Origin of the sequence: Pauljensenia sp. UMB0895 (assembly GCF_030218905.1) — a bacterium.
Lineage (GTDB): Bacteria > Actinomycetota > Actinomycetes > Actinomycetales > Actinomycetaceae > Pauljensenia > Pauljensenia turicensis_A.
The window spans coordinates 34,697-60,226 of sequence record NZ_JASOQR010000016.1 but is presented as its reverse complement, the minus strand read 5'-3'; the positions used below and the strand labels follow the sequence as shown (position 1 = coordinate 60,226).

22 protein-coding genes are annotated in these 25,530 nt (G+C 57.0%); 9 read left to right on the top strand and 13 right to left on the bottom strand.

Annotated elements, in window-relative coordinates; translation table 11 throughout:
- Nucleotides 1-16: 16 nt before the first annotated feature.
- Complete coding sequence (locus QP503_RS08610) at nt 17-3,064, bottom strand: UPF0182 family membrane protein (protein WP_181002131.1); 3,048 nt, start codon at nt 3,062-3,064, stop codon at nt 17-19.
- 194 nt (nt 3,065-3,258) lie between these two features.
- Between QP503_RS08610 and QP503_RS08605 the strand changes: the two genes are divergently transcribed.
- A complete protein-coding gene (locus tag QP503_RS08605; RefSeq protein ID WP_006681835.1) occupies nt 3,259-3,825 on the top strand; it encodes a PPA1309 family protein in 567 nt (188 codons plus the stop codon).
- 16 nt (nt 3,826-3,841) lie between these two features.
- On the opposite strand, the gene QP503_RS08600 is transcribed toward QP503_RS08605, so the two are convergent.
- Entirely contained in the window at nt 3,842-5,053 is a 1,212-nt protein-coding gene (locus QP503_RS08600; RefSeq protein ID WP_285084255.1) for a YlbL family protein, read from the bottom strand.
- A gap of 132 nt (nt 5,054-5,185) precedes the next feature.
- On the opposite strand from QP503_RS08600, the gene QP503_RS08595 reads away from it, so the two are divergent.
- Together QP503_RS08595 and QP503_RS08590 are read left to right on the top strand one after the other, a co-directional pair.
- Nucleotides 5,186-6,718 carry a zinc-dependent metalloprotease gene (locus tag QP503_RS08595; RefSeq protein WP_103632403.1) on the top strand — a complete coding sequence of 511 codons (1,533 nt, stop codon included), beginning with the start codon at nt 5,186-5,188 and terminating at the stop codon, nt 6,716-6,718.
- A 140-nt stretch (nt 6,719-6,858) separates the two neighbouring features.
- The gene (locus tag QP503_RS08590; RefSeq protein ID WP_103632402.1) at nt 6,859-7,767 is read left to right on the top strand and encodes a hypothetical protein; all 909 of its coding nucleotides are present in this window, start codon (nt 6,859-6,861) and stop codon (nt 7,765-7,767) included.
- A 15-nt stretch (nt 7,768-7,782) separates the two neighbouring features.
- On the opposite strand, the gene QP503_RS08585 is transcribed toward QP503_RS08590, so the two are convergent.
- Together QP503_RS08585 and nudC are read right to left on the bottom strand one after the other, a co-directional pair.
- A complete protein-coding gene (locus QP503_RS08585; protein WP_103632401.1) occupies nt 7,783-9,819 on the bottom strand; it encodes an ATP-dependent DNA helicase UvrD2 in 2,037 nt (678 codons plus the stop codon).
- Nucleotides 9,820-9,859: 40 nt separating this feature from the next.
- On the bottom strand, nt 9,860-10,867 hold the full coding sequence (gene nudC, locus QP503_RS08580) for an NAD(+) diphosphatase (RefSeq protein ID WP_285084253.1): 1,008 nt from the start codon (nt 10,865-10,867) through the stop codon (nt 9,860-9,862).
- A 55-nt stretch (nt 10,868-10,922) separates the two neighbouring features.
- Here nudC and rph point away from each other — a divergent pair, with 55 nt between their 5' ends.
- Together rph and rdgB are read left to right on the top strand one after the other, a co-directional pair.
- The gene (gene rph, locus QP503_RS08575; RefSeq protein WP_103632399.1) at nt 10,923-11,690 is read left to right on the top strand and encodes a ribonuclease PH; all 768 of its coding nucleotides are present in this window, start codon (nt 10,923-10,925) and stop codon (nt 11,688-11,690) included.
- Nucleotides 11,690-12,313, top strand: a complete 624-nt coding sequence (rdgB, locus tag QP503_RS08570) for an RdgB/HAM1 family non-canonical purine NTP pyrophosphatase (protein WP_103632398.1) — start codon at nt 11,690-11,692, stop codon at nt 12,311-12,313. The genes rph and rdgB overlap by 1 nt, the downstream gene beginning before the upstream one ends.
- A 123-nt stretch (nt 12,314-12,436) precedes the next feature.
- Here rdgB and QP503_RS08565 read toward each other — a convergent pair whose 3' ends face one another.
- A complete protein-coding gene (locus QP503_RS08565; protein WP_006681843.1) occupies nt 12,437-12,565 on the bottom strand; it encodes a hypothetical protein in 129 nt (42 codons plus the stop codon).
- Between the two features lie 140 nt (nt 12,566-12,705).
- Here QP503_RS08565 and QP503_RS08560 point away from each other — a divergent pair, with 140 nt between their 5' ends.
- On the top strand, nt 12,706-13,638 hold the full coding sequence (locus QP503_RS08560) for a LysR family transcriptional regulator (protein ID WP_103632397.1): 933 nt from the start codon (nt 12,706-12,708) through the stop codon (nt 13,636-13,638).
- An 18-nt stretch (nt 13,639-13,656) separates the two neighbouring features.
- On the opposite strand, the gene QP503_RS08555 is transcribed toward QP503_RS08560, so the two are convergent.
- From QP503_RS08555 to clpS, 4 genes are read right to left on the bottom strand one after another with little or no spacing between them, the layout of a single operon-like run.
- Complete coding sequence (locus tag QP503_RS08555) at nt 13,657-14,463, bottom strand: MBL fold metallo-hydrolase (RefSeq protein ID WP_006681845.1); 807 nt, start codon at nt 14,461-14,463, stop codon at nt 13,657-13,659.
- Nucleotides 14,460-15,296 (bottom strand): glutamate racemase, encoded by an 837-nt coding sequence (gene murI / locus QP503_RS08550; protein WP_006681846.1) that lies wholly within the window; start codon nt 15,294-15,296, stop codon nt 14,460-14,462. Before murI ends, QP503_RS08555 begins: the two co-directional genes overlap by 4 nt.
- Nucleotides 15,297-15,305: 9 nt before the next feature.
- Entirely contained in the window at nt 15,306-15,881 is a 576-nt protein-coding gene (locus QP503_RS08545) for a DUF2017 family protein (protein ID WP_006681847.1), read from the bottom strand.
- On the bottom strand, nt 15,878-16,165 hold the full coding sequence (gene clpS / locus QP503_RS08540; protein WP_006681848.1) for an ATP-dependent Clp protease adapter ClpS: 288 nt from the start codon (nt 16,163-16,165) through the stop codon (nt 15,878-15,880). The genes QP503_RS08545 and clpS overlap by 4 nt, the downstream gene beginning before the upstream one ends.
- Nucleotides 16,166-16,246: 81 nt before the next feature.
- Between clpS and QP503_RS08535 the strand changes: the two genes are divergently transcribed.
- On the top strand, nt 16,247-17,587 hold the full coding sequence (locus QP503_RS08535; RefSeq protein ID WP_006681849.1) for a nicotinate phosphoribosyltransferase: 1,341 nt from the start codon (nt 16,247-16,249) through the stop codon (nt 17,585-17,587).
- A gap of 90 nt (nt 17,588-17,677) precedes the next feature.
- Here QP503_RS08535 and QP503_RS08530 read toward each other — a convergent pair whose 3' ends face one another.
- From QP503_RS08530 to QP503_RS08520, 3 genes are all read right to left on the bottom strand, one after another.
- Entirely contained in the window at nt 17,678-19,453 is a 1,776-nt protein-coding gene (locus QP503_RS08530) for a DEAD/DEAH box helicase (RefSeq protein ID WP_424133820.1), read from the bottom strand.
- A gap of 35 nt (nt 19,454-19,488) precedes the next feature.
- A complete protein-coding gene (locus QP503_RS08525; RefSeq protein ID WP_040318748.1) occupies nt 19,489-19,821 on the bottom strand; it encodes a DUF3039 domain-containing protein in 333 nt (110 codons plus the stop codon).
- Between the two features lie 195 nt (nt 19,822-20,016).
- Nucleotides 20,017-20,298, bottom strand: coding sequence for an HU family DNA-binding protein (locus tag QP503_RS08520; RefSeq protein WP_006681852.1), 282 nt, complete (start codon nt 20,296-20,298; stop codon nt 20,017-20,019).
- A 461-nt stretch (nt 20,299-20,759) separates the two neighbouring features.
- Here QP503_RS08520 and QP503_RS08515 point away from each other — a divergent pair, with 461 nt between their 5' ends.
- On the top strand, nt 20,760-22,724 hold the full coding sequence (locus QP503_RS08515; RefSeq protein WP_103632396.1) for a solute carrier family 23 protein: 1,965 nt from the start codon (nt 20,760-20,762) through the stop codon (nt 22,722-22,724).
- Nucleotides 22,725-23,055: 331 nt separating this feature from the next.
- Here the strand turns inward: QP503_RS08515 and QP503_RS08510 are convergent, their stop codons facing one another.
- Entirely contained in the window at nt 23,056-24,021 is a 966-nt protein-coding gene (locus tag QP503_RS08510) for a bile acid:sodium symporter family protein (RefSeq protein ID WP_103632421.1), read from the bottom strand.
- A gap of 207 nt (nt 24,022-24,228) precedes the next feature.
- Here QP503_RS08510 and QP503_RS08505 point away from each other — a divergent pair, with 207 nt between their 5' ends.
- Nucleotides 24,229-25,053, top strand: coding sequence for a YwiC-like family protein (locus tag QP503_RS08505; protein WP_141089623.1), 825 nt, complete (start codon nt 24,229-24,231; stop codon nt 25,051-25,053).
- Nucleotides 25,054-25,530: the final 477 nt, after the last annotated feature.

Sequence of the window (25,530 nt, the reverse complement as noted above, 5' to 3'; positions counted from 1 at the left end):
GAGTGCGCGGGGAAGATCAGCCGTTTGACTGCGTTGCGTCAGCGCCCGGAGAGCCGAGGGTCGAACCGGATTGTGGCGTATCGGTGGAGCCGGATGTGACGCCAGTGGACTGTCCAAGTTCTTCTTGTGCGGCAAGGGCTCGCGCCAATGCGTCATTGAGCTTCTTCTGGGATTCGCCGTACGCACTCCAATCTCCGCTACTCAAGGCTGTTTGGCCGGCTTGCATGGCCGCTGAGGCGTCGGTCAGTGCTTGATTCAAGCGCTGTTGAGCAGTTTGGGTGACGGTGTTTGAAGTATCGTCACCTTCTGCGGTTTCTCCACCTGCGTTGTTCGCGACTGTCGCGGCCGAGTCACCGCCGAAGGTCTGATCCAAGGATTCTTCTAGAGTCGGCGCGAAACCGACCTGATTACCGAAGGCAGTCAGGACTGAACGCAGAACCGGGTAGGACGCTGAGCCGGTGCCCTGGACGTAGACAGGCTGGACGTAAAGCAGACCGCCACCAACGGGCAGAGTCAAGAGATTGCCTCGAATAACCTGCGAATCCGCTTGATTCAACAAGTTGAGCTGGCGCGCGATAGTCTCATTCGAGTCGTATGCGTTCTGCACCTGGCCTGGGCCGGGCACGGTAGTCGATGACGGCAAGGCTAGCAACCGGAGCTTTCCATACCCATCGCGGATCTTTCCGGCCTCGTTCCCTGTCTCTGAGTCGACGGCGAGGAAGCCTGCCATTGCTTCACGTTTGGATTCACCACCGGGAACAAACACGGAGGTCAGTGAGAACTCCGCGGTTTCCTGGGTCGGCATCTGCATTGTCAGGTAATAGGCAGGCTGAGCCGTCACTCCGGAAGAAACTCCGCCCGACTGCGATGCGTTCGAGGATGCGGACACTGCGGTTGATGTTTCTTCGGCGAGGCGCCAACGGTCACCACCGGCGTAAAAGTCGGATGCATTGGTGACGTGGTAGCTGGTAAGAAGCTCACGCTGGACCTTAAACATGTCCTCCGGGTAGCGCATGTGACTCATCAAGTCACCGCTGATTCCACTCAGGGGTTCAACACGACCCGGGTAGATCTTCATCCACGTCGAGAGGATCGGGTCTTCCTGATCCCACTGGTAGAGGTGAACGGACCCGTCGTATGCGTCAACGACAGCCTTCACTGAGTTGCGCATGTAGTTAATCGTCTCTGCGCGCACATATTCGCCAACCTGCGAGGATCGGGAGTCAACGGTTGAGCTGGACAGGGACTGGTGTTGCGAGTAGGGGTAGGAGTCTGTTGTCGTGTAGGCATCAACGATCCAAACCAGGCGCTTCTCGGTTGACGGATCCCCATCCATGTCGACGACAGCCGGGTAGGCTTCCTGTTCCAAAGTCAGGAACGGGGCAACCTTTGCGACGCGGTCCAACGGATCACGGTTGTAGAGGATCTGCGAAGCAGAGTTGGTCTGAGACGAGAAGAAGATGTCGGTGGAACCAAACTTGATCGAGTAGAGGAGCTTGTTCCAAACGTTGCCGACGCTTGGGCCACCGTCGCCAGTGAAGGTTGTGGCAACCTGACCGCCTTGGACGTTGTCATCCGGGTAGTCGAGTTCTTGCGGATCGCTACCCTCCGGAGCACCGACGATCGAGTAATAGGGGGCGTTCGGGGAGAAGTAAACGCGTTCTTCATACTCCCCCATTTCGCCGACTGAGGGCACCGACTGCTCCCAGTATGAGGGCAGGCCATCAGAGTTCAGCGAATTACCGTAGGCGGCGACAACACCGTAGCCGTGCGTATATACGGTGTGCGTATTCACCCAGGTCTGTTGTTCCGCAGACAAACCGGCGAGGTTCATTTCGCGCACTGCGATGACCGTGTCTCGACGCTCATCACCGACCGTGTAACGGTCCACGGACATTCCCGAATCGAAACCGTAGTAGGGACGCGACTGTTGCAGTTGCTGGACGGTCTTCGTGATCACCTGCGGGTCAAGCAGACGAATCTGCGACGTTGATTCAGAGTCTTCGCGCAACTGTCCGGGCTGAGCGCTGGTTGCGGCGTCGTAGTTGGTGTATTCCAGATCATCGAGGCCGTATGCTGCGAGGGTGGCATCAATGTTGTGCTGAATGTATTCAGATTCCAGGGCTCGTTCGTTCGGGGTGACGCGGAACTGCTGGATGAGCGCGGGGTACGCGCCACCAATGATGACGCCAGAAATCACGGTCACGGCGACACCGATCGTGGGCAGACGCCAGGAGCCCCTGAACGCTGCGACAAGGAAAAGCAGAGCTATCAGGAACGAGATAACGGCCAGGATCGAATGAGCTGGAAGCGTTGCGTGAATGTCGGAGTAGAGGGCGCCATCAATATTGGCGCCGTCTTGAGTAAGCAGGTCATAGCGGCCGAGCCAATAGTTCGCTCCAATGAAGAAAGAAACCAGTGCAGCGAAGACTCCCGTCTGTAGACGAGCGGGCTTTGACGCGTGAGGACGCGGAAGCAGGCGAACGGTGCCGTACACGTAGGAGACAACGAATGCTGCAATCAAGCAGAGGATCGAGATTTTCAGCAGGAATCCGACGACTAGGTTCAGCATCGGCATTGTGAAGACGAAGAAGGCGATATCGAAACCAAACTGAGGATCCGTCTTCCCGAAGGGCGTCTGATTCACGAATTGCAGAACCGTCTGCCAATCATTCGCGAGATTGGCACCGTTCGTGAAACCGAGGAACAGTGCGACCACCCAGAACGCGATACGACGAACCGGGTCCAGTGCCTTCTGGTATTCGCGAAGGGTTGCGGACGCTTGACCTCGCGTGGAGGCTTCGCGGTGCTTATACGCGTAGTTGAGCGACCAGAGAATCAGGCCGGCCGCGACAAGGAAACCAAAGACGAAGAGGCCGGCGTGAGCAATCCATTGGGTCAGCACGATACGCACTGAATGCATCTGGCGGAACCAGAGGATCTCGGTCCATACGACTGAGGCCGCATAGATGATCGCGCCAATTCCAACCAGAATCAGCAGCGTCAGAGTCATTGGGCCCAAACGCGGACGGTCAGTGTTGTTCCCTCCCCTCTGTGGCTTCATTGACTGAGGTTCGGGCATGGGAAAGGCGCTCACAGCGTCACTCCTCTACGTTGATTATCGTGCCCTCATCCTACCCGCGGTGCGCGTGAGAGTGCGCGACGAGGCTCCTGTTGGAACGCTAGCCTTGACTGGCATTCATCAGAACTCACAATTCGGTGACACCTTTGCGTGTTTGACGTGAGAACATACATTCCATGACTATCGAAGAACCTCAGATGCCGAGCGCGCGTCAGATTGCACTTGCGAATGTTGTTGTCGACATTGAACGTAGCGCTGCACGAATCGGTTGGGATCATGCCCCCTCGCTCTATGCGCTTGTCCACACGTCCCAGCTTCTTGCCCAGCCGGACTTGCCCGAGGATATTGCTCAGCAGATCCGCAAGGGGTGGGATGGGAGCGAAGAACACCTGTCTGCCGTGATTCAGGAAGATCTTCGGGAAGACGACCTCGAAGAGGTGCTCGGACATCTTGGCTGGCCAGAGCAGGTTGCTGGTGCTGCGATTACGGTTGAGCGTCTTGTCGTACCCCCGGAGGTTGAAGATCAGGCTCCCGAAGATCCCGAAGAAGCCATCCAGTTCATTTCGAACCACCCGTCACGCGCGGATGTTCGTCTTGCTGTTGGCGCGCTTCGCACCGGCGAATCCTGGTGTGCTCTGCGCACGAAAGCATTCGACTCCGACGACAAGGTTGGTCAGGGAACAAACCTTATTCCGAACCTCGTCGATGCTCTTCTCGCATCACTCGAACCGGACGTCGACTGACGACCATTTCCGAACATCACTCGCAGGTCGGCAGGGTATCCCCTTGGCCGGCCGCGATTGTTTCTACGGCACTTCTGGCTTCTGACAGGGTCGAGACAGAGACGACACTGAGGCCTTCGGGGACGTTTCCGACAACTTCATCGCAGTTCGAAGAGGGGGCAAGGAACCACGAAGCCCCGTCGCGCTTGGCTCCCCACATCTTCTGCACGATGCCACCGATCGCACCCACTTCACCGTCGTAGGACACCGTCCCTGTTCCGGCAATGCTCTCAGTTCCTGCGAGGGCACCCGGGGTCATGCGGTCGATAATTCCAAGCGCAAACATCATGCCTGCGCTGGGACCGCCCACGTCTTTCAGATTGAACTGAATATCAAGCGGAAACGTGGCTTCAACAGACAGGTAAACGCCTAGGCGGGAGCCTTGCTGCCCTTCGGGAGCGGCCACCGTCGTGATCGGAATATCGACCTGTTCCCCGTTGCGTTCAACGGTCACTGTCAGTGTTGTGCCAGCGGGGATAGTCTTGACCACCGCAAAAACAGTTGAGGCTCGATCAATCGGATGGACGACTCCTTGGGCGTCAGTGAGTGACACAAGCAAGTCACCCGATTGAACGCTACCCTCTGCGTTTGTTCCTTTGACCGCTTGGACGACACGCACTGATGCGGGCACGTCCCAGCCAAGCGATTCCAGAGCCGCAACTTCCGCGGTCGACTGCGAATTCGACATCATCGCTGATTGGGCTTGGTCAACCTCTTCTTGGCTGACATCTGAGGGATATGCCTCGTCGTAGGGAACAAGGACGGACTTTGAATCGAAGTAGCCCATGATCAGCTCAGCAAGATTCAAACGGGCGCTCGGCCCACCTCGTTGAGACACTGTCACCATCCGAAGCTGTCCGACACCGTCCTCACTTTCCGTCGAAGGTTCAACAGCGACGGACTGTCCCGAATCAGGGTCGGTGCCGGAGATTGTGATCAGGTCGGTGCCTCGATATGACCCAACGACGTTGAACGTCGGTCCCGGCGATTCCAGTACATACGGCATTGGTAGAGCGAATAGTGTGACTCCTAGAATCACGCCACCGGCGATCGCGGCGATGGTGGGACGACTCGGCATCCATTTCTTTACCCGCTGGCTGGGGGTGTCGGCCGTGTTTTCTGACCGCACCGTGGCGTCTTCAAGCTCGCCGGTTAGGAGGCTGTGATCCTGCTGTTCATCAATACTCACCGGATCATTGTCGCCCATGGTTTGCCCCGAGGGCACGCTGGGATGCCTATTTCAGTGTTTTCCAATTCCTCTTTCAGCGCACGCCCATGGTTCATCGCGCGATTCTACAGGTGGCGCGGGTAGGCTCGCAGTATGAACGAGGACGAAACGTTCCCCCAGGACAATCCATTCGAAGACTTTCTGCGCAATATGCTCGGTGCCAACGCAGCGGAAGAAGCAATGCGGGCGTTGAACGCACAAGGGTTCGATCCTTCAATGTTGCCCCCGGAGGTTCAGAATCCAAACACTTTGAACGCCGCATTGAAGCAGATGCAGTTCTTTATGAATACGTCCACTGGTCCCGTTGATTGGCGAATCGTGAATGATTCTGCACGGCAACAGATCTACTCCGCGGGCGATCCAGCTGTGAGTGCAGCCCAGGCGGGGCGCGCACGTCAAGCGTTGAGCGTTGCTGACTTGTGGCTTGATACTGTCACCGATTTTGCCCCCGGACAGGTCGAGCGCGCGGCGTGGAGTCGCATTGAGTGGACCGAGGTCACCCTTGAGCAGTGGAAACGAATCTGCGAACCAATTGCGCTGAATGTTTCTCGTGCGCTCACGTCTGTGATTGAAAACCAGATGGGCGGGATCTCAGGTGATCCTTCGCTTCTTTCTGAGGGCTTTGCCTCTATGGCAAGCCAAATGAAGAGCCTGACTCCGAAGCTGGCGACAATGATGTTTTCTTCCCAGCTTGGAATGGCACTGACCGCGCTTGCGCGCGAAACGTTCGGCACGAATGACGTGGGTATTCCCCTCTTGACGAAGCCGACAACTGGTCTGGTGGTGTCGAACGTTGAGGATTTCGCAGACGGGCTGGATATTCCTTTCGAAGAGGTTCTACAGTTCGTTGCTGTTCGTGAGTGCGCTCATCGTCGTCTTTTTGCTTCAGTTCCGTGGCTTGAGGGCGATCTGATGCGAGCCGTCGAAAACTACGCGACTCATATCGAGATCGACATGGAAGCTCTTTCTGACGTTGCCCGCACGTTGGATCCGACGGATCAGCAGTCGATCGAGGAAGCCCTGTCGGGTGGCGTGTTTGCGATGAATATTTCGCCCGAGCAGAAGCGTAGTTTGGAGCGTCTTGAAACGATGCTTGCGCTGATCGAAGGCTGGGTTGAAGTTGTGACGGCTCAAGCGACCGCCCCGTATCTTCCTCACGCCGATCAGTTGCGCGAAATGATCCGTCGTCGTCGCGCTACCGGCGGCCCAGCCGAGCAGGTGCTGGGTCAGTTGATCGGATTGCAGATGCGTCCGCGTCGTGCACGAGGCGCCGCATCGATCTTCGGTCTTGTCGCAGCCGATGGTGGGAGGGAAGCTCGCGACAACCTCTGGTCACATCCTGACATGGTGCCGACGCAGGCAGAGCTTGATTCTCCCGACACCTTCTTGACGATCCGCCAGGCGGCTCGTGAACAGGACGCGGATATCGATGCTGCTCTCAATGCCCTGTTGGACGGCACGATGGGGTGGGCTGAAGGGCTTTCTCCGGAGAGTGATCCCGAGAGTGAAACGTTGGCGCGGGCAGGATTTGCTCCGGACGATCAGGCCGAGGATCAGTTCAATGATTCTGCTGACGGTTCTGAAGACAAGGATTCTGATCCTTCTTCGGGGGATACTCAGGCCTAACGATGAAGCCCCTCGTCACCTCCGCGCTGATGCTTGTGGATAACTTTTTCGCGCGAGCACGCTCGGCCTGTGGATAAACGCTGAGCCGGGTTGAAGGCTGGCATACTCATCGCCATCGAGTTCTCACGAAGAGGTGTGCGATGAAGTTGAAGCCCGGTGTCACGGTGTTGAGGGTTGGGGATCATTCGGTCCAGGTTGGAACAGATCACGGTCACCACATGGTCCTTCGTGGCCTGCATGATCGTCAGATCAATGCCTTGATCGCGTGCAGTCATCATTCTGTGTCTTTGGATGCCGATCAAGATGATCCTTTGCCGAGCACTTTGCCGATTCGTCTTCGGATGCGCCTGCAACACGCTGGATTCTTAGAAGATGTCACTCTGCCCCAACACCTCGCGTTGACGTTCACCGTCTTCGATGACGTATCCGCGCGAGTTTTGGATCTGGTGAAAAATGACTTCTATCTTGAGGTCATTCCTCTGCAACCACGTCGGGTTGATGACCGGATTGCCAGGGTGATTGGTGAAGGCTTTCTAGGGTTGCCACTGAAACGGTCACTATCAAATCGCTATGACTTACTCCCCCGCTATGTACCTCATACTCATGGTCAAAATGAGGCTTTAACGATTGTGTCCTCTCAGCGGTTTCCCGCGTTCGAAGACTCCTGGATGCTCGTGAAAGAAGATATCCCCCACCTTCTGGTCACTGAACTGGAAGACGGCTATGACGTCGGGCCTCTTGTCATCCCAGGACTCAGTGCGTGTGGAGCATGTTTACTCTCCCAAGAAAACGCTAGAGATCCTGATTTTCTTGATCACCGTAAGACAGCGATGCGGACACCATTGGTTGCTCCCACCCCTCTTGCCACCCATGGCGCAGCCTGGTCGATTGCCAGGTTTATCCAGACTTTTATGGGGAATGATCACCTGATGGCATCAAGCATTCACCATATTGATGCTCACGGTGGCTTCTCGATACGACAAGCTGTACCTGAAGCGAACTGCGGGTGTAAGGAGAACAGTCTAAGCGAGCGTACTTCCGATCGATAGTACGAAGAGAACGTATTAAAGAAGATCGTCCTTAGTCACTTCAACTGTTTCGCCGTCCAGGATCGCTAAAACGGATGATCCGAACGCATCTGCTTTGATCTCGCCGATTCCGGAAATTCCAAGAAGCTCACGATGGTTCTTCGGACGCCTTGTCGCAAGCTCACGAAGCGTGACATCCGAAAAAACCGTATAGGGAGGCTTACCAGCGAGCTTTGCAACATCACTTCGCCACGAGCGGAGGGCTTCGAAAAGATCGAGGGTCTCTTTCGACGCTGTTGCTTGGAACTCGCGTGTCGCTTGCTTCGATGATGATGCGTGAGCGTGAGCGGGCTTCTTCGTCTTTATCGAGGGGCTCTGCGGCCACACGCTGTTCAGCAGACGACTACGTTTACGCTTCGAACGATCCCCATCACGCCGGCTTCGCGCCCACGACACTTCAAGAATGTCCCGCGCACGAGTGATACCAACGTAGAGAAGGCGACGTTCTTCTTCGATTGCTTCGGGGGTCTGAGCGTAGGAAATAGGGAGCAGACCTTCGCTGAGCCCCGGCATAAAAACAGCTGACCATTCCAGCCCCTTCGCCGAGTGAAGAGTCATGACTTCCACGCCCTCTTTATTTGGCTCTTCTGCTACCTTGCGCTTGTGTGTGAGCTCTTCAATGAACCCAGCAAGATCCGGAGCAGATGAATCAGTAGCCAATGCGATCAGCGTATTGAGGTTATTCCAGCGTTCAAGCGCATTTGCTCCATTGGGAGCTTGAGGCGTCCAGCCGATGGCTCCCAAGTGTTCTTCTATGTGGTCGCGCAGAGAGCCAGGGGAATCCTGGCCAGACTTCGACACCGCGATCAGATGGCTGACTGCACGGCGAACTGATTCTCTATCAAAGAATGGGGTCTGGTCTTGAAGAGCAATCGGGATCTGACGCGCTGAAAACACTTCTTCGTAGAGTTCGGATTGAGCGTTGATACGAAGGAGGACAGCGATATCGTGGGCAGGTGTTCCACGATGTATGAGCTCTTGAATCTTCGACGCGATGGCTTCAGCTTCTTCCCTATCTGACGAATAGCTTGCGAATTCAACATGCGCACCCGAAGGTCGTTGAGAGCTGAGCGTGACAGCGCCACTGGTTTTTCCTGCCCCCAGCATGACCGAGTTAGCGACATCAACAATTTGAGGGGTCGACCGATAATCTCTGGTCAGTTCAAGGACGTGCGCGCCCTTGAATTTCTTTGGGAAATCGACAAGAAATGATGATTGAGCACCTGCAAATGAATAAATTGTCTGGGCAACATCGCCAACGACACACACGTCGTGACGATCACCGATCCATAGATCCAACAACGACTGTTGCAGGCGTGACACATCCTGGAATTCATCAACCACGAAGTTCTGGTACTGATTACGCACTTGCCTAGCAACGTCAGGACGATCCTGCATGATGGCGGCCATCAAAATAAGGACGTCTTCAAAATCGATCGCACCACGTTCGCGCTTAGCGTCCTCATACAGGCGAAGTATCGTTGCCATCTCATCAGCGCTTAAGCCATCTGGAACAGGGTGTCCGTCGCGCACTACTTCGCCGTAGCGCTCTGCGTTAACCATCGACACTTTCGCCCATTCAATTTCGGCAACAACATCGCGGAATTCAACATTTCCCTGCGCTATTCCAAGGCGGGACATCACGGGATAAACAAGCGATGATTTACTGGGGATGAGCTCTGGAATCTGACCACCAATTGCTGTTGGCCAGAAGAATTTCAGCTGACTGAGTGCAGCCGAATGGAAGGTTCGAGCAGGAACTCCGGGAACGCCAAGCTGGGTAAGTCTTTGCCCCATTTCAAAAGCAGCGCGACGCGTGAACGTCACTGCAAGAACCGAATGTGGCGTGAACGCACCCGTTGCCACACCGTACGCAATGCGATAGGTGATCGCACGCGTTTTCCCTGTCCCTGCGCCAGCAAGAACAGCCAATGGCCCTTTCACTTGCAGGGCAACAGCGCGCTGATCCGGGTCAAGCGCGTCAAGAAGAGCATTCGGGTCTGGCAAATTCATAGAACGATTGTCCCACTGACCATGGAGAAACCAATGTGCATCATGGGCGCCGAAGCGGGTCAAGCGAGCTTGGGCTCTCAGGCAAGTCGCTTCCGTACCAATCCGCAAGCAGGGCATACGCAATGGATGTTGGGCCCGGCGCACTCACTTCACCGCTGTGAAGAGCATCGCGCAATTCACTCCGGCTAAAGAACCGCGCCCATTCGATCTCTTCCCCATCGGGAATCGGCACAACCGGTGTTCCAACAGCTACTCGCGCGGTGTACCCAATCATCTGCGAACGAGGGAACGGCCAGGGTTGCGTCGCCTGATATTCAACGCTGGCCACATCCAGACCAACTTCTTCTTTAACTTCGCGAATAACTGCATGTTCAGGCGATTCTCCGGCCTCGACAAAGCCGGCGATCAGAGAACACATTGTGGTGCGCCACGCCGTATTGTGCGCAAGCAACACACGATCCTCATCATCGTGGATGCGCACGATAACTGCCGGGTCCTGTCGCGGATATTCCACGTGCCCACACCCGGAACACTCCGTCGCCCAGCCACTCAGAATCGAGCGAACAGGCTTCCCACAACGAGCGCAGAAACGGTAGGAGGCATGCCAAGTAGCAAGAGACACACCCACTATCGCAACCCCAGAATCCGAAGCACCCAACATATGCCCGCCCCATCGCAGGTGAACCCACTGCACGCCCGGAAGCTCAGCGTCATTGTCAAGGCAGAGCACAATCTGCCCCGCCCCATCATCAGTGGCACCGACGAAATAGGCGGGGGCGGCCTCGTCGATCAGAGAGAGGGCGACCGGGGTGGAAATCGTTGCCAACTCAATCTCTGCACAGGCATCGCGAACTGGAATAACGCCGATCGCGCCATTTGGCTTTACTACAACTGCGCGGACGGACGACAGCCCTGCGCGATCCTCTTCACTCACCCCTGCACCCAAAGCCTTTACGCCGCGTTCAAGGAGCGCGCGTGGGCTGACATTCTCACGCACGGAAACCAGGGCGCGAGGAGTTAGCCGGACAAGGGGAAGGTGAAGTGTCATACCTCAACGCTAACCCTCCTGGGGTTCGCTTCGCGAAGTGAACTAGGCTGGAGGCATGACTCATGATGTATCTCGCGCCGATGGGCGCTCATTCGACCAGCTCCGTCCCATTTCCATGACCCGCGGTTGGGCGGGCGTCGGTGAAGGCTCCGTCCTTGTCGAGTTCGGAAATACTCGCGTCCTCTGCGTCGCCTCGCTGACAGAGGGGGTTCCGCGCTGGCGTAAAGGGAGCGGAGAAGGTTGGGTCACCGCCGAATACTCGATGCTGCCACGCGCAACCGCTGAACGCTCACAGCGCGAATCTATCAAGGGCAAGGTCGGTGGACGCACGCAGGAAATCTCACGCCTCATTGGTCGAAGCCTGCGCGCAATCATTGACGTGACAGCTCTGGGCGAAAACACAATTGTCCTCGACTGCGACGTTCTGCGTGCAGACGGTGGCACTCGCACCGCGTCCGTGACCGGAGCCTACGTTGCGCTGGCTGAAGCTGTCCGCTGGGGCACCGAAAAAGGTCTCATCACACCCAAGGCTGGCACGTCCGTGCTGACCGACTCCGTGTCAGCGATCTCCGTTGGCATTATCGACAGCACCCCGATGCTCGACCTCCCCTACGTTGAAGACGTCCGTGCAGAAACTGACATGAACATCGTTCAGACCGGCAACGGCAACTTCATCGAGGTTCAGGGCACTGCCGAGCACGCGCCCTTCAACCGTGATGAACTGGGCGACCTGCTTGACCTGGCAGCGATCGGCAACGCGCAGCTGGCCGATCTGCAACGTCGTTGTTTGACCGCTGGCGAACTTGAGACGGTCACCCTCTGATGACGACCCCCAAACTGGTTTTCGCCACCGGCAACGCCCACAAAATCGCGGAGTTGGAAGCAATTCTGGCCCCCGCATACGCAGGGTACGAGGCCGGGATCATTGCCAAGATGAGTGACTTTGATGCGCCCGAACCGGTAGAAGACGGTGCCTCTTTCGAAGAAAACTCTCTGATCAAAGCTCGTTCTTTGGTGAAGCTGACCGGGTTGCCGGCGATCGCGGACGATTCCGGTTTGTGCGTTGACATTCTGGGTGGAGCGCCCGGCATTTTCTCTGCTCGCTGGTGTGGCCACCACGGTGACGATGCAGCAAACCTCGATTTGCTCCTTGCTCAGTTGGCCGATGTGCCTGATGCGCTACGAGGTGCCGCATTCGTCTCTGCTGCTGTATTGGTTCTGCCTGACGGGCGCGAGTTCGTTCAGCGCGGAGAGGTTCGTGGTACTTTGCTTCACGAGCGCCGTGGTAGTGGCGGATTTGGCTACGACCCGATCTTCGTTGCCGATGGCTTTAACGTGACGACAGCGGAAATGACGCCCCAGCAGAAGAATGCGATCAGCCATCGAGGCATTGCATTCCGCGCCCTCACTGGCGCGGTTGTCGACGCGCTCCAACAGAGCCAGTGATCTCAATTCATCCTTGTTTCAGTAAGCAGGCATGACAAGAGAGGCGATGCCACCGGTGGCATCGCCTCTCTTATCTATTAAGTTGTCACGCTAGCGAGAGCGGTGTTTATCACCAAGCCGGATTCAGCGGGCGACCAGATTGCCGTAAATCGGGCGATCCATGCAGAACTGCAGTTCATCACGCTGCTGTCTGCGATAGCGAGTGACATAGGAACGGAAGCGGTCTAGCTGACGACGGACCAATGACATCATGACGTTTCTCCATTCAACTCTGTGTCGTATGCCTCACTGTTCACGACTCGATACATATAAGTATGCACGCCACTCACATACAGTTCAATTGAACTATTCTTTTTTGTAATTTAAGTTTTACTTAAGCAATAGGAGCTCCGATGCATCTCGATCCAAAACGACTCCAAGTTCTTCTTGAAGTTCACCGAGAAGGTGGAATCGTCGCCGCGTCAGACTACCTGGGGGTCTCTGCATCAGCGGTGTCACAACAAATCAAAAAACTCGAGGAAGAAGTCGGTCTGGACCTCGTCGATCGCAACCCAGCCGGCGCTCTTCTTACCCCCGCAGGGCGCATTCTTGTCAACGGCGCCGAACGCATCGAGAATGACCTTAACGACATTGCCCGAAATCTTCGCCCCATCGCCGGACACCTGACCGGTGTCGTACACATCGGCGCTTTTCACACGGTTATTCGTAACGTCCTCCTCCCCCTCACCTCCCAGCTGGAACAAGAGCTTCCCGGCGTCGAAATCCACATCGATGAATCCGGCGAAGGCCCGGGCATGACGAAGATGCGTTCAGGCAAGTTCGACCTGCTCATGCTGGAACGTGACACCGCCCCCGGCAACGCGCCACGCGGCTTCACCGATGTCCAATTTATCGACGAACCCTGGGTACTGGTCAGCCCCTCCAACGCCCCGCTAGTGGGATCCGAACGCGACCTTGCCGACGTCCAATGGCTCCGGGTCGCACCGGACACGATCGGCGCACTCCCCATGCAACGTGTGGCAGCTGCAACGTCACACATCCACTGGGTGCCCTACTCGTACATCAACTACGAGGCGGCGCACGCCCTTGTTCGCGCCGGTAAAGGCTCAACGATCATGCCCTACATGGCTATCCAAGGAATTGCACTGGGAGGTATGCGTGTCACAACTCTGCCAGCACTGGGCTTCAGGCGCATTTTGGTGCGTCACCGCAACGGAGAAGATTCACCGAACACTGCAACCGGCCAGGTCCTTGCTGCCCTCTTCCAGTGGGTTGCAACCCACCACAATGACTGGCGTGGCAACACATACGAGACCACTCAGTAGCAGTCCCAGCGATGAGCGCTACGTGTCACCCACCACGAACGAAGATCCAAGGCAGGCGAAATCAACGGGACCAGACCAGGTCTGACGCAGTTCAGCAAGCACCTGTTCAGTTTCTGTCCACGGTTGAATGTGCGTCGCAACCAGTCGACCAACATGTGCTCGCGTCGCAAAGCTACCTGCGCGCACCCCATCCATGTGGATTCCACGAACTGAATCTTCACGAGTGAAACCAACTTCACTCAGAAGAAGATCCACATTCATAGCTCCAGCATCGATACGAGGGCTTTCATCCGTATCGCCGGTAAAGAACATCGACACCGCGGTCGACGGATCTGACTGACTCGGCCCCTCAATGCGCGTTCCGAACGAGGGAATTGTGTGGATACCCTTGAACGATGTCAGAGTCATCGGACCAATCTGATAGGACTGGCCATCTTCAACGGTTCGAATATTGAATTCGTTCGCATACAGCTCTTCTTCGACGACGCCGTCGATCTGGCGGATACGTTCCAACAGACCTTCGGGACCGACAACCATCAGCGGAGGCAAATCAGAGCCGGGGCCCCACTTGCGGTACACCTGTAGCGAGATGATGTCAGCCATATGGTCAGCGTGGCAGTGCGAAAGGACCACCGCATCAATATCGCGGGGGCTAATCCAACGCCAGAGAGCACCGAAAGAACCGGGGCCCATCTCGAGAACCACGTTCCACACGCGATCCTCACCGGTGCTCGGATCAACGCCGTTCGCTTGAACCAAGTAGCACGAGGCCGGAGACTTCGGACCGGACATGGAACCGGTGCACCCGATCGTTGTCAGTTTCATTGGGCACTGGCTCCTGACGCAATCGAGATTTCTTGCACGTTGCCAACTTCGGGGCCAAGAAAACGTCGGGCCAGACGTGGGAACGTATCGCCGGAGTCGGTTGTCATGAACTGGTGATGGGGACCGTCACCTTCCGCCCATGGTTCATGTAAGAGATCGCGGTCGGTCAGTTCGTTGTACGTCACGTTGGCAGTCGCTTCTGACGAGGTCACAAGGGACACTCCTTCGCCCATGACACGGCCGATAACGCCGGTCAACAACGGGTAGTGCGTGCATCCCAGGATAAGAGTGTCGACGCCATCGTCCTTGAGTGGCTGAAGATACTCGCGCGCGACAGCTTCCAGTTCAACTCCGGTTGTCACACCACGCTCAACAAAGGGAACAAAATCAGGGCACGCCTGCTGTGAGACATGGAGACCTGGAACGGCCGCAAGCGCGTTTCGATATGCTTCCGACTGGATGGTTGCCTGCGTACCAATCACGCCAATACGACGATTCCTCGTGGTCGCGACAGCCTGCTTGGCGGCCGGAGTGATGACCTCAATGACGGGGATATGCGCGTCAATCCAGTAGCGTTCGCGCGCATCTGAAAGGGCTGCAGCCGTTGCCGTATTACAGGCGATCACCAGCGCTTTCACACCACGGAAAGCGAGTTCATCCAAGCATTCCAATGTGAAGCGACGCGCTTCTGCAATTGCACGAGGCCCGTAGGGGGTGTGGGCGGTGTCGCCGAGGTAGAGGATTTCCTCGTCCGGCAATTTATCAATGACGGCACGCGCGACGGTCAGGCCACCGAGGCCAGAATCAAAAATACCGATAGGCGCGTTATCCATGCTTTGACCCTAGTTGCTACCGCCTTGGGAATTCAGGGCTAACACCAGTGAGTCTTGCCACCAGGTAAGGAGCATGTAGATAGCGCTTGCCGACTGCTGACGGGTCCCATTCGGTTTTTCGCTTGCAATCTTCGCGATTTGCTCCACGTCATCATCGGAAGCGATCTGAAGTTCACCGGCAAGTCCGAGACGAACATCATTAAGCGCACCAAGCCAATCCCAGACCTCGTCAGCATCGAAACTGACTTCTTGAATACCGAGGGCTTCGGCGCGCTCAATATGCGCGCACACTTTACGCAGTCGAGCAGACTTTTCTGCCCGCAAAAAATCTTCCGTCAGCGCACGCAAACCCGTTGCGTCCTGAGGGTCAGAGCTCATCGCTGGAAGTAAATAGTCCAGGGAGTGTTCTTCTGGAGCCTCGCGATGATTCTCCAACGAGGTTGCCGCCGCAACGAACGCTGGCATATCCCCTGGATCATCAAGGACAACAAGAATCTCACGCATCAGCTGCGCAATCAACGTCGAATACGGGGGGTGCAATTCGGCGCTGAAAGCGCCGGCCTCGTATACAAAAGGACCAATCACGAGTCAAGTTCCAACGTCGCGTGCAAACCGTACCCGTGCATCGCCACAACATCGGCTTCCATGCGTTCGCGAAGTCCCGTAGATACGGTTGCTTTGCCGAGCACGTGGACCTCACGCATCAGGGAATCAGCGCGATCGTGCGAATAGCCGAAGTGACGGACAAACACGTTGGTCACATACGACATCAGATTGACCGGGTCGTCCCAAACGACAGTACGCCACTGCGCGAGCCCAGCTAAGGTGGGGGCAGGGCGTTCAAGTGGCGTCGATGAAGTCGTTGGCATGTTTCAAGCCTAAGCAACGATTTCGTACCATGGTGTGGTTTCAACACGCGAACTTGTGGTATATCGCGCTAGGTTTGTCATATGCCCTCATCAATTTCAACGTCACTGCTGACGGACATGTATGAACTGACCATGTTTGATGCTGCTTTGAAAGCCGGCACCGCATGGCGCACATCCACTTTCGAGGTTTTCGGGCGTCGTCTTCCCGCAACCCGACGCTTCGGTGTTGTCGCAGGTATTGGTCGCATTCTCGAAGCGCTCGAACGCTTCGAATTCGAGCCCGCTCAGATCGATTGGCTTCACGCCGAGAAAATCGTCTCCGATGACGCACTTGATTATCTGAAGAATTTCCACTTCACCGGTTCGATTCGTGGCTACGCCGAAGGCGAATGCTATTTCCCAGGCTCTCCTCTGCTGACCGTCGAGGGAACCTTCGCCGAGTGCACGATGCTCGAGACGCTTCTTCTGTCGATCCTGAACCATGACTGCGCGATCGCGTCGGCCGCGTCACGTATGACAATCGCCGCCCACGGTCGCCCGTGCATGGATATGGGAGCTCGACGAGGCCACGAACGAGCCGCTGTTTCCGCAGCGCGCGCAGCAATCATCGGCGGCTTTGCTGGAACCAGCGATCTGGAAGCAGCCAAGCGCTACGGAATCCGCGCGATTGGCACCGCAGCCCACTCTTTCACACTCCTGCACGATTCGGAACGCGAAGCATTCGACGCTCAGATTGCACTGCTTGGCCCATCGACGACACTGCTCGTTGACACCTACGACGTCGAACAGGGCGTCATCAACGCTGTTGAGGCCGCACGCGCTGCCGGCGGTGAACTAGGCGCCGTTCGTTTGGACTCTGGCGACCTTGTTGCCACCGCCTTCAAGGTTCGCGGTCAGCTTGATGCTCTCGGTGCAACGACCACGAAGATCACGGTCACCAACGATCTGGATGAGTACGCTATCGCAGCCCTAGGCGCCGCGCCGATCGACTCCTATGGGGTTGGAACGAAGCTGGTCACCGGTTCGGGCGTGCCCACAGCGGCCCTCGTGTACAAACTCGTGTCCCGCGAAGACGAGAACGGCAATCCGAAACCTGTTGCGAAGAAATCGGAATCCAAGTCGACGGTCGGTGGCAAGAAGTTCGCTGGTCGTGTCATCGACGAAGACGGATACGCAGCCGAAGAGATCCTGGTTGTCACCGATTCTGAAGCCGATGCGAAGGCTGAACTTGCCAAGCGGGGCGCACGCGAACTTCAAATTCCGCTGATCACTAACGGCACAATCGATTCTTCCCTCTGGGGAGACGACGCATTAGAGAAAGCACAAGCAACGCACGTGCGCTCGCGTAACGAACTTCCCTATCAGGCCTGGCGCCTGTCCGAGGGCGAGGTCGCGATCCCGACACGCTATGTGAAGCTCTGAATCGCTGAGAGACGCGACGGCGCTCGCGCACCTTGGGTGCAGGAGCGCCACGTTGTATCAGCTCATCATTCACATTCAGCTGCGTCAGGCCTAGTGTTTTCCAACGAACCACTGACGAAGCAAAGCAATGCGCGCTTCAATCTGTTCCGTGGTTGCACGGGCGATCTCTGGGCCGCCACAGCGTTGACGCAGCTGAGCGTGAACCATCGCGTGCGGTTCGCCGCTACGACGCGACCAGGACGAGACCAGGTGTGAGAGTTCCTTACGCTTTGCGGCGCGGAGACGGTGGTCTGAGACTCCAGCGTTCGCCTCACGCATCTTCGCTGCGATCTTCGACTTCTTTTGAGCTGCAACCTGTTCAGCTTGGCGCGCCCTCAAAAGAGTAGTCACTTGATCTGCATCAAGCAGGCCGGGAATCCCCAAGTATTCCTGTTCTTCGACTGAACCAACCTGAGCGCCTTGCCCCCAGGCAGCACCGTCGAAGAGCACGCCATCAAACTCTGCGTCTGCACCCAAGGCCTCGTACTGATTGAGCAAATCCGACGATGCTGACTCACTCACATTTGCCTGGGCGACCATGGCGTCTTCAGGATTCCACATGGCGTCTTCGTCATCAGCTGACTTCGGACGGTCAAGCGCGTGGTCGCGTTCAGCTTCCATCTGTGAAGCAAGCTCCAGCAGTGGAACGACCGAAGGAACGAAGACTGTCGCTGTCTCACCGCGTTTGCGGGCACGGACAAAACGTCCAACGGCCTGGGCAAAGAACAGCGGGGTGGACGTGTTTGTCGCGTAGACGCCCACCGATAGACGAGGCACATCCACGCCTTCCGACACCATTCGGACGGCAACCATCCAACGGTCATCCGATTCTCGGAACGCATCAATGCGATCCGAGGCGTCAGCATCGTCGGACAGGACGATCGTCGCCTTCTTACCCGTGATCTCGTACAGATGACGCGCATAGGCCCGCGCCTGCGTCTGATTAGAGGCGATCACCAGACCACCGGCATCAGGGATCTGACGACGCACTTCTGCAAGACGCAGATCGGCGGCACGAAGAACGGCAGGAATCCACTCACCCTTCGGATCAAGAGCCGTGCGCCAGGCCTGCTTCATCATGTCTTTCGTCAGAGGTTCACCCAGGCGAGCGCTCATTTCATCGCCGGTCGAGGTACGCCATGACATCTGACCCGAATAGGACATGAACAGGACCGGGCGAACAACCATGTCTCGCAGAGCATCGCCGTAGCCGTAGCTGTAGTCGGCGTGAGAGCGACGAATACCATCGGCATCTTCCACGTAGCGAACAAACGGGATCGGCGACGTATCAGAGCGGAAAGGAGTGCCTGTCAGAGCAAGACGGCGCGTTGCATCGCCGAACGCTTGGCGCACACCGTCACCCCACGACAGCGAGTCACCAGCGTGGTGGATCTCGTCCAAGATGACGAGGGTCCGATAGTCGCGTGTACGCATTTCATGGACCGCAGGATTAGCGCCGACCTGCGCATACGTAACGGCAACACCATCAAAATGCGAGCCCGCACGGCCCTGAGCATTCGTAAACGACGGGTCAATATGAATACCGACTCGCGCAGCAGCATCGGCCCACTGGCCTTTCAAATGTTCAGTCGGGCAGACGACGGTGACCTTATCGACGATGCCCTGCCCCATCAGCTCCACAGCAATACGGAGAGCAAAGGTCGTTTTACCCGCACCGGGAGTTGCAACCGCAAGGAAGTCACGCGGTGCCTCAGCCATGTATTGCTCAAGAGCAGCTGCCTGCCATGCGCGAAGTGAACCCGCTGTTCCTCTTCTGGCACGCGCAGGAAACGAGGGAGACAGCGAGCGAGCGGCAGCAGGTGAGATGCGGGATGGATAGAGATGACGATCCTTGGAGGAGCTCACTTATCCGAGCCACCATTCCCGTCTGAGAACGGCCAGTTCCGTCCGTTCTTCCCCATCGAGTCACGAAGTTCCTTGCATGTCGGACACACCGGGTAGCGTGAAGCATCACGCGTCGGAATCCAGACTTTGCCGCATAAGGCAACGACAGGCTGTCCCGTCATCATTGATGAATCAGCTTTATCCCTACGCACGAAGTGCGCGAATCGATCGCCATCGCCGGGAGCCTTTTCGCGTTCAACCTCAGTTCGTTCAAGCAAGCCGGTCGACGATTGAGTCGAGGGAGCAGAGGGCGACGAGGGCCCTTGGGGTTCATTGAGGGAGTTACGCATGCCTCCCATTGTAGGACCGCTAGCGCGGTCTCTCTTGGTGAGAAAGTGAGCTGAACGCGAAAGAAAACCGCTTCATTCAGCAACAAAACAGGCGCTAGGGGCAAAGGAAGAGGAAAAGGCAGAGAAGTTTCACACACGAGTGCGGGGCGGAAACCAGTGGTTTCCGCCCCGCACTCGAAGAGTTTGATCAGATGATCACTTGGCAACAGCCTTCTTCAGGGTGGAGCCAGCGGAGAGCTTCACGCCGAAGCCAGCCGGGATCTGAATCTCTTCGCCCGTGCGCGGGTTGCGACCGGTGCGTGCTGCACGCTCGACGCGCTCTACGGAGAACAGGCCGGTGATCTTCACGGCTTCACCCTTACCAAGGGACTCAACCAGGACGTCCTGGAAAGCGCCAAGAGCTGCATCTGCTTCGACCTTGGTCAGGTTTGCGCGCTCTGCGATCTGCGCAACGAGCTCGGTGCGATTGATGGGCATGAGAACCTCATTCCTATTGTTACTATCAGCTGTCACGGCGACAGCCACTGGGGAAACAGTACGAAAAAACTGAGCCATTTGTCAGTTCGTTACGGCATTTTTCGCAATTTATGGCTTATTTCTCGCATTTTGGATCCCCATAGAGCATGAGCGACCACCTAAAAAGCCATTTTTATTGACTTGGGTCACATTTCTTTGGTTACCTTTGCTGATAGAACAAAGTAATCAAACGAGGTTCGAATAACTCAACAGGTCTTTCAAAGCCATGAACGAAAGACCACATCATCACGCACACACAACCACGTGTCCAGCGCACCAAGGGGATAGCTTACTCCCTTGTTTCCCCTCCTCGAACACTCGTCCAAACCGGGTGCGAGATAGGCCACGCGATGCAGGAAACACCCGCGCGCGAGAGGAAGATTGGAAGAGCCCAACAACCTCTTAGAGTTCCAGGAGAATCCATGGCTCTCGGACGAAATGAAACGGCTACCGAAACCGGCAAGACCGTTCATCCCGTTGACCAAGTCCCTTCCTTTGGCAAACTTTCAGTTCTTGGCATTCAGCACGTGTTGGCTTTCTACGCTGGCGCCGTCGTTGTTCCTCTTGTTATCGCATCCGGTCTCGGCCTCGATAACGAAACCCTGATCCACCTGATCAACGCCGACCTGTTCACCTGCGGTATCGCCTCGATCATTCAGTCGGCCGGCCTCGGCCCGAAGATCGGAGTGAGGCTGCCCCTTATCCAGGGCGTCACCTTCACTGCAGTTTCGCCCCTTATCGCAATCGGTATCGCCGCCACTCCAGCCGGTGCCGATCCGAAGACCGGCCTTGCCACCATGTATGGCTCCATCATTGCGGCCGGCCTCGCCACTTTCTTCGTGGCACCTTTCTTCGCGAAACTCCTTCGCTTCTTCCCACCCGTCGTCACCGGCACACTTCTGACCGTCATGGGTATCACGCTCATCTCCGTCTCCGCTGGCGACATCGTGTCGTGGGGCACCTACGCGGCAGAGGGGCAGGACGCTGGCGCACTCACTCTGCGCGGCCTCGCCTACGCATTCGGCACCCTGGTAATCATCGTTGCCATCCAGCGCATCTTTAAAGGCTTTATGTCGACCATCTCGGTCCTCGTCGGCCTGGTTGTCATGACCGCTATCGCATTCGCCCTTGGCGACGCCAACTTCTCTGATATCGGTCAGTCGGCATGGGTTGGCGTGACCACCCCGTTCTTCTTCGGCATTCCGAAGTTCAACATCGCCGCAATCATTTCAATGCTCATCGTCATGGCAGTAACCATGGTTGAAACCACCGGCGATGTTTTCGCAACCGGCGAGGTCGTCGGCAAGCGCATCACGCCGAAGCACGTTGCAAACGCTCTTCGCGCAGATGGTCTATCCACCCTCCTCGGTGGCGTCTTCAACTCGTTCCCCTACACCTGCTTCGCCCAGAACGTCGGTCTGGTTCGACTGACCCGCGTGAAGTCCCGCTGGGTTGTCACTGCAGCCGGCATCATTATGATCATCCTCGGCATCCTGCCGAAGGCTGGCGCAGTGGTTGCCTCGATTCCCGGGCCGGTCATCGGTGGCGCATCTCTGGCCATGTTCGCGAACGTTGCCGTTGTCGGTATCCAGACCTTGTCCAAGGTCGACATGCGCGATCACCGCAATGCCGTCATCGTTTCGACCTCCATTGGTCTGGCCATGCTGGTCACCCTGAAGCCCGATCTTGCATCCCTGATGCCGTCATGGTTGCAGATCATCTTCGGTTCCGGCGTGACCATCGGTGCGCTGATAGCTTTCATTCTGAACCTGCTCTTCTTCCACGTTGGCAAGCAGGATGGCCCGGATGTTGCAATCGTTGACGGTCGTCCCGTGGACCTCGATCAGGTCAATGCGATGGATCGCGAGACCTTCGTTGAAGCCTTCAAGAGCATGTACGACGGTGACGTCTGGCCCGTCGAACGCGCATGGGAGCAGCGTCCGTTCACCGATGCAACCGAGCTCCGTAAGGCATTCGAGGACGAGGTCCTCGGTGCATCTGCTGATGAACAGGAAGCTTTGATCAGCGCCTACGTTGACATCGCCGACTTGGCCTCCAACCAGGATGCCAACGAGCAGGCGCATGCTGACACCGCAGCCCTCGCTCTTGGCGAATTCAACGATGCTGAACTCAAGGAGCTGCAGGCAGCATCGGCTGCCTACCGCGAGAAGTTTAATCGCCCGCTGGTTGTCTGCGTGACCAATCTTGCCGATCGCGAACAGCTGATTGCTTCGGCATGGAAGCGCGTCGAGTCTTCGCAGACGCGTGAAGCACGCTTCGCACTCGGTGAGGTCATCGACATTGCCGACGAGCGTTTCAACATTCTGGTTGCTGATGCGAACCCGATCCGCACCGCGTGGGGTCGCAACTTTGACCAGGTCGACTGACCGATCCTGATTCGTTGAAACTCCGTTGGGGGGCTGGCACACGCCAGCCCCCCCAGCGCTTTTCTCCCCCGAATTGTCAGCGCCTACTCATCCCGGCCTACCTGCACCACGGCCTGAACTCTATCTTCTGGTGCGACGTTATCGGCATCAACGACAGTGGTGACTTCCTCGGGGGCTTTCACACACGATGGGCCCACGGTCTGGTTTTCACACCGGATCGTGGGCCCATTCGTTATGCGCGCAAGGCGCTGAAGTGAAGAAAGGTAGAAGTTCTGCGGGTGCCTCGTCCCCCAACGAGAAACAGAAGGAGCAACTCTGGCGAAACTGTGGATTACTTGTCCAGTGGGCGACGCTGGAAGAACGCCGCCAGCGCGGAGCCGGACACGTTGTGCCAGACAGAGAAGATTGCGCCGGGGACGGCTGCTTCGGGGGTAAAGTACTGGGCACCGAGACCCGCTGCTAGACCGGAGTTCTGCATACCAACTTCGATGGCAGTCGTGCGAGCTGCACGCTCACCGACACCGGTCAGCCGGGCAAAACCGTAGCCGAGGCCCAAGCCAAGCGCATTGTGCACGATGACGACGGCAAGAACCAGCAGGCCACCCGACAGTATGCGCTCAGACGAGGCGCCAACCAACCCGAGGACCGCATAGGAGATGCCAAGGACACTCATCCAGGGCAGGGCGGGAAGAACCGTGGCAACGAAGCGTGGCATCAGGCGATGAACAATCAGGCCAAGGACCACGGGGATGAAGACGATCATCATGATCGACTTTGCCATCGCGGGCGCGTCGACGGGCATGTACTGGCCGGCCAAATACTTGGTCAAAATCGGCGTGACCAGCGGAGAAAGCAGTGTGGAAACGGAGGTCATCGCAACCGACAGGGCAACGTCACCCTTCGCAAGGTAGGCGACGACGTTCGATGCGGTTCCACCGGGCGCACAACCGACAAGGATGACGCCAACTGCGAGCGCCGGATCGAGGTGGAATGCCCAGGTGACGAAGAGTGCGGACAGAGGCATGACGATGAACTGGAGCAGGACACCCATGATGATGGGCCAGGGGCGACGGGCAACAACCGCAAAGTCGGGAAATGTCAGTGTCAGACCCATGCCGAACATGATGACCATCAGCGCGTAGTTCACGCCGGAAACCAGTGGCGCAGCAGCGTCGGGGAAGATCAATCCACCAACAAGTGCGCCAAGGATGATCAGGGGAAATACGGTCACCGCGACCTTTGCGGATCGGTCTTCTTGTGCGCTAGGCGCAGGAGTTTGGGGCGCGGGAGCTGTCATCGTCGGGGTACTCACGCCTCTATTGTGCCCAGATTTGGCGAAAAACTCCTGTTTTCGTCTGCTTTGGTAAGCGACGTCTCGCGGTTGACGAGGTCGGGCTGGCATTATGGACTCCTTTCGGGAAGGGGTCCCGGGCACCGGTTTAACGTGTCTCTTGACGACGCTTTGTCATCTCCATTGCCCGGCATTTTGCCTAGAGTTTGTGTCATGGAACCGAAGAAGATGACACCAAAGAGTGGCGTTAAACGCTCGCTCGGCGCGAAGGGATGGGTTCCCGGTCAGAAGGGGTCGTGGGGAATTGCGTTGCTCCCGCTCCTCTTGGGGTGTTGGCTTGCCGGCTGGCATCCGCTTTTTGCGTTGCTTATCCCCGCATGGTTTAGCGCGTTCGCATTCTTCCAAGTGTTTGAGAAGTGGATGAAGGCGCCGTCTTCTCGTCGTTCTTCCCTTCAACCTGCGTTTATCACGTGGACTGGGCTGACTGCTCTGCTCGGAATTCCGCTTCTGGTTGTGGCGCCTCGACTGCTGGCGTGGGCTCCGTTCTTTGCTCCGCTGGTTGCGCTGACCTTGTGGGGGGTGTCGCGCGGGCATGATCGTGCGATTGCGACCAGGTTCTCGTCGGTTCTTGCGTCAACGTTGATGACACCTGTTGCCGCCAGTCTGTCGCTTGACGTGTATCCGACGAACACTGAGCTTGGTTTTGCTTGGGTTTCCTTTGGCGTGCTCAGCGCCTATTTCATCGCCTGCGTTCCGTATGTGCGTTCACTGATTCGCGGACGCACAAACCCGCGCCCGTGGATTATTGCCGGCGGGGTTCTTCATCTGCTTGCGCTGGTCGGAGTCTGCTGTGCAGTATGGGCGAATCTGCTCGGCTGGAGTTCCATCGTCTTGTGGGTTACTCTGCTGGCCCGATCCCTGATTGTTCCGCTCTGGCAGGCACGACGCGCAAAGCCGATTCCTGTGATCGTTCTTGGGCGCAGTGAGATTGTGTGGTCACTGCTTGTGGTTGCCAGCTTGACCATCCCACTCATCTAGTGCGATTTATCTACCCAAAGCAACGCCGAGGAACCGCATAGCAGTGTGACCTCATCAATTGAACAACTGGAACTGCGCCCAGCTCGCTTCAATCCTGCAAGGCTTGGACTATGACGACCGATGCACGAATTACCGCTTTGATCGAGGGTCTGCTCAAAGGACATCCGGAGAGGCGTGTCGACCCGGCGTGCTCTGGCACACCGATAGGCACTACGAGAGAGCCCAACGATCTGGCGAGCATATCTTCGGGAGTAGCCCCGCTCGACCAGATGCCACACGGCATCATGATGGCGAGCGGGGCTTAGAAGTTTCCTTCCGATAATTCCTTCCAGCTTGCCTTTTCCAGCTCCGCCTGGCGAGGGGCCGTTTGTGGCAAGCGTTCTCCTCACGAAGACGCTGGAGCTCTTTGGCTTCACTCGTGCTCATCGACCCATACGTTGACTACCACAGATTCAACGTTGCTTCGCTGATCCCCAG

Coding starts and splice junctions, on each gene's coding strand:
- QP503_RS08610 (WP_181002131.1), bottom strand. CDS start 3,064: ATGAAGCCACAGAGGGGAGGGAACAACACTGACCGTCCGCGTTTGGGC.
- QP503_RS08605 (WP_006681835.1), top strand. CDS start 3,259: ATGACTATCGAAGAACCTCAGATGCCGAGCGCGCGTCAGATTGCACTT.
- QP503_RS08595 (WP_103632403.1), top strand. CDS start 5,186: ATGAACGAGGACGAAACGTTCCCCCAGGACAATCCATTCGAAGACTTT.
- QP503_RS08590 (WP_103632402.1), top strand. CDS start 6,859: ATGAAGTTGAAGCCCGGTGTCACGGTGTTGAGGGTTGGGGATCATTCG.
- QP503_RS08585 (WP_103632401.1), bottom strand. CDS start 9,819: ATGAATTTGCCAGACCCGAATGCTCTTCTTGACGCGCTTGACCCGGAT.
- nudC (WP_285084253.1), bottom strand. CDS start 10,867: ATGACACTTCACCTTCCCCTTGTCCGGCTAACTCCTCGCGCCCTGGTT.
- rph (WP_103632399.1), top strand. CDS start 10,923: ATGACTCATGATGTATCTCGCGCCGATGGGCGCTCATTCGACCAGCTC.
- rdgB (WP_103632398.1), top strand. CDS start 11,690: ATGACGACCCCCAAACTGGTTTTCGCCACCGGCAACGCCCACAAAATC.
- QP503_RS08565 (WP_006681843.1), bottom strand. CDS start 12,565: ATGATGTCATTGGTCCGTCGTCAGCTAGACCGCTTCCGTTCCTATGTC.
- QP503_RS08560 (WP_103632397.1), top strand. CDS start 12,706: ATGCATCTCGATCCAAAACGACTCCAAGTTCTTCTTGAAGTTCACCGA.
- QP503_RS08555 (WP_006681845.1), bottom strand. CDS start 14,463: ATGAAACTGACAACGATCGGGTGCACCGGTTCCATGTCCGGTCCGAAG.
- murI (WP_006681846.1), bottom strand. CDS start 15,296: ATGGATAACGCGCCTATCGGTATTTTTGATTCTGGCCTCGGTGGCCTG.
- clpS (WP_006681848.1), bottom strand. CDS start 16,165: ATGCCAACGACTTCATCGACGCCACTTGAACGCCCTGCCCCCACCTTA.
- QP503_RS08535 (WP_006681849.1), top strand. CDS start 16,247: ATGCCCTCATCAATTTCAACGTCACTGCTGACGGACATGTATGAACTG.
- QP503_RS08525 (WP_040318748.1), bottom strand. CDS start 19,821: ATGCGTAACTCCCTCAATGAACCCCAAGGGCCCTCGTCGCCCTCTGCT.
- QP503_RS08520 (WP_006681852.1), bottom strand. CDS start 20,298: ATGCCCATCAATCGCACCGAGCTCGTTGCGCAGATCGCAGAGCGCGCA.
- QP503_RS08515 (WP_103632396.1), top strand. CDS start 20,760: ATGGCTCTCGGACGAAATGAAACGGCTACCGAAACCGGCAAGACCGTT.
- QP503_RS08510 (WP_103632421.1), bottom strand. CDS start 24,021: ATGACAGCTCCCGCGCCCCAAACTCCTGCGCCTAGCGCACAAGAAGAC.
- QP503_RS08505 (WP_141089623.1), top strand. CDS start 24,229: ATGGAACCGAAGAAGATGACACCAAAGAGTGGCGTTAAACGCTCGCTC.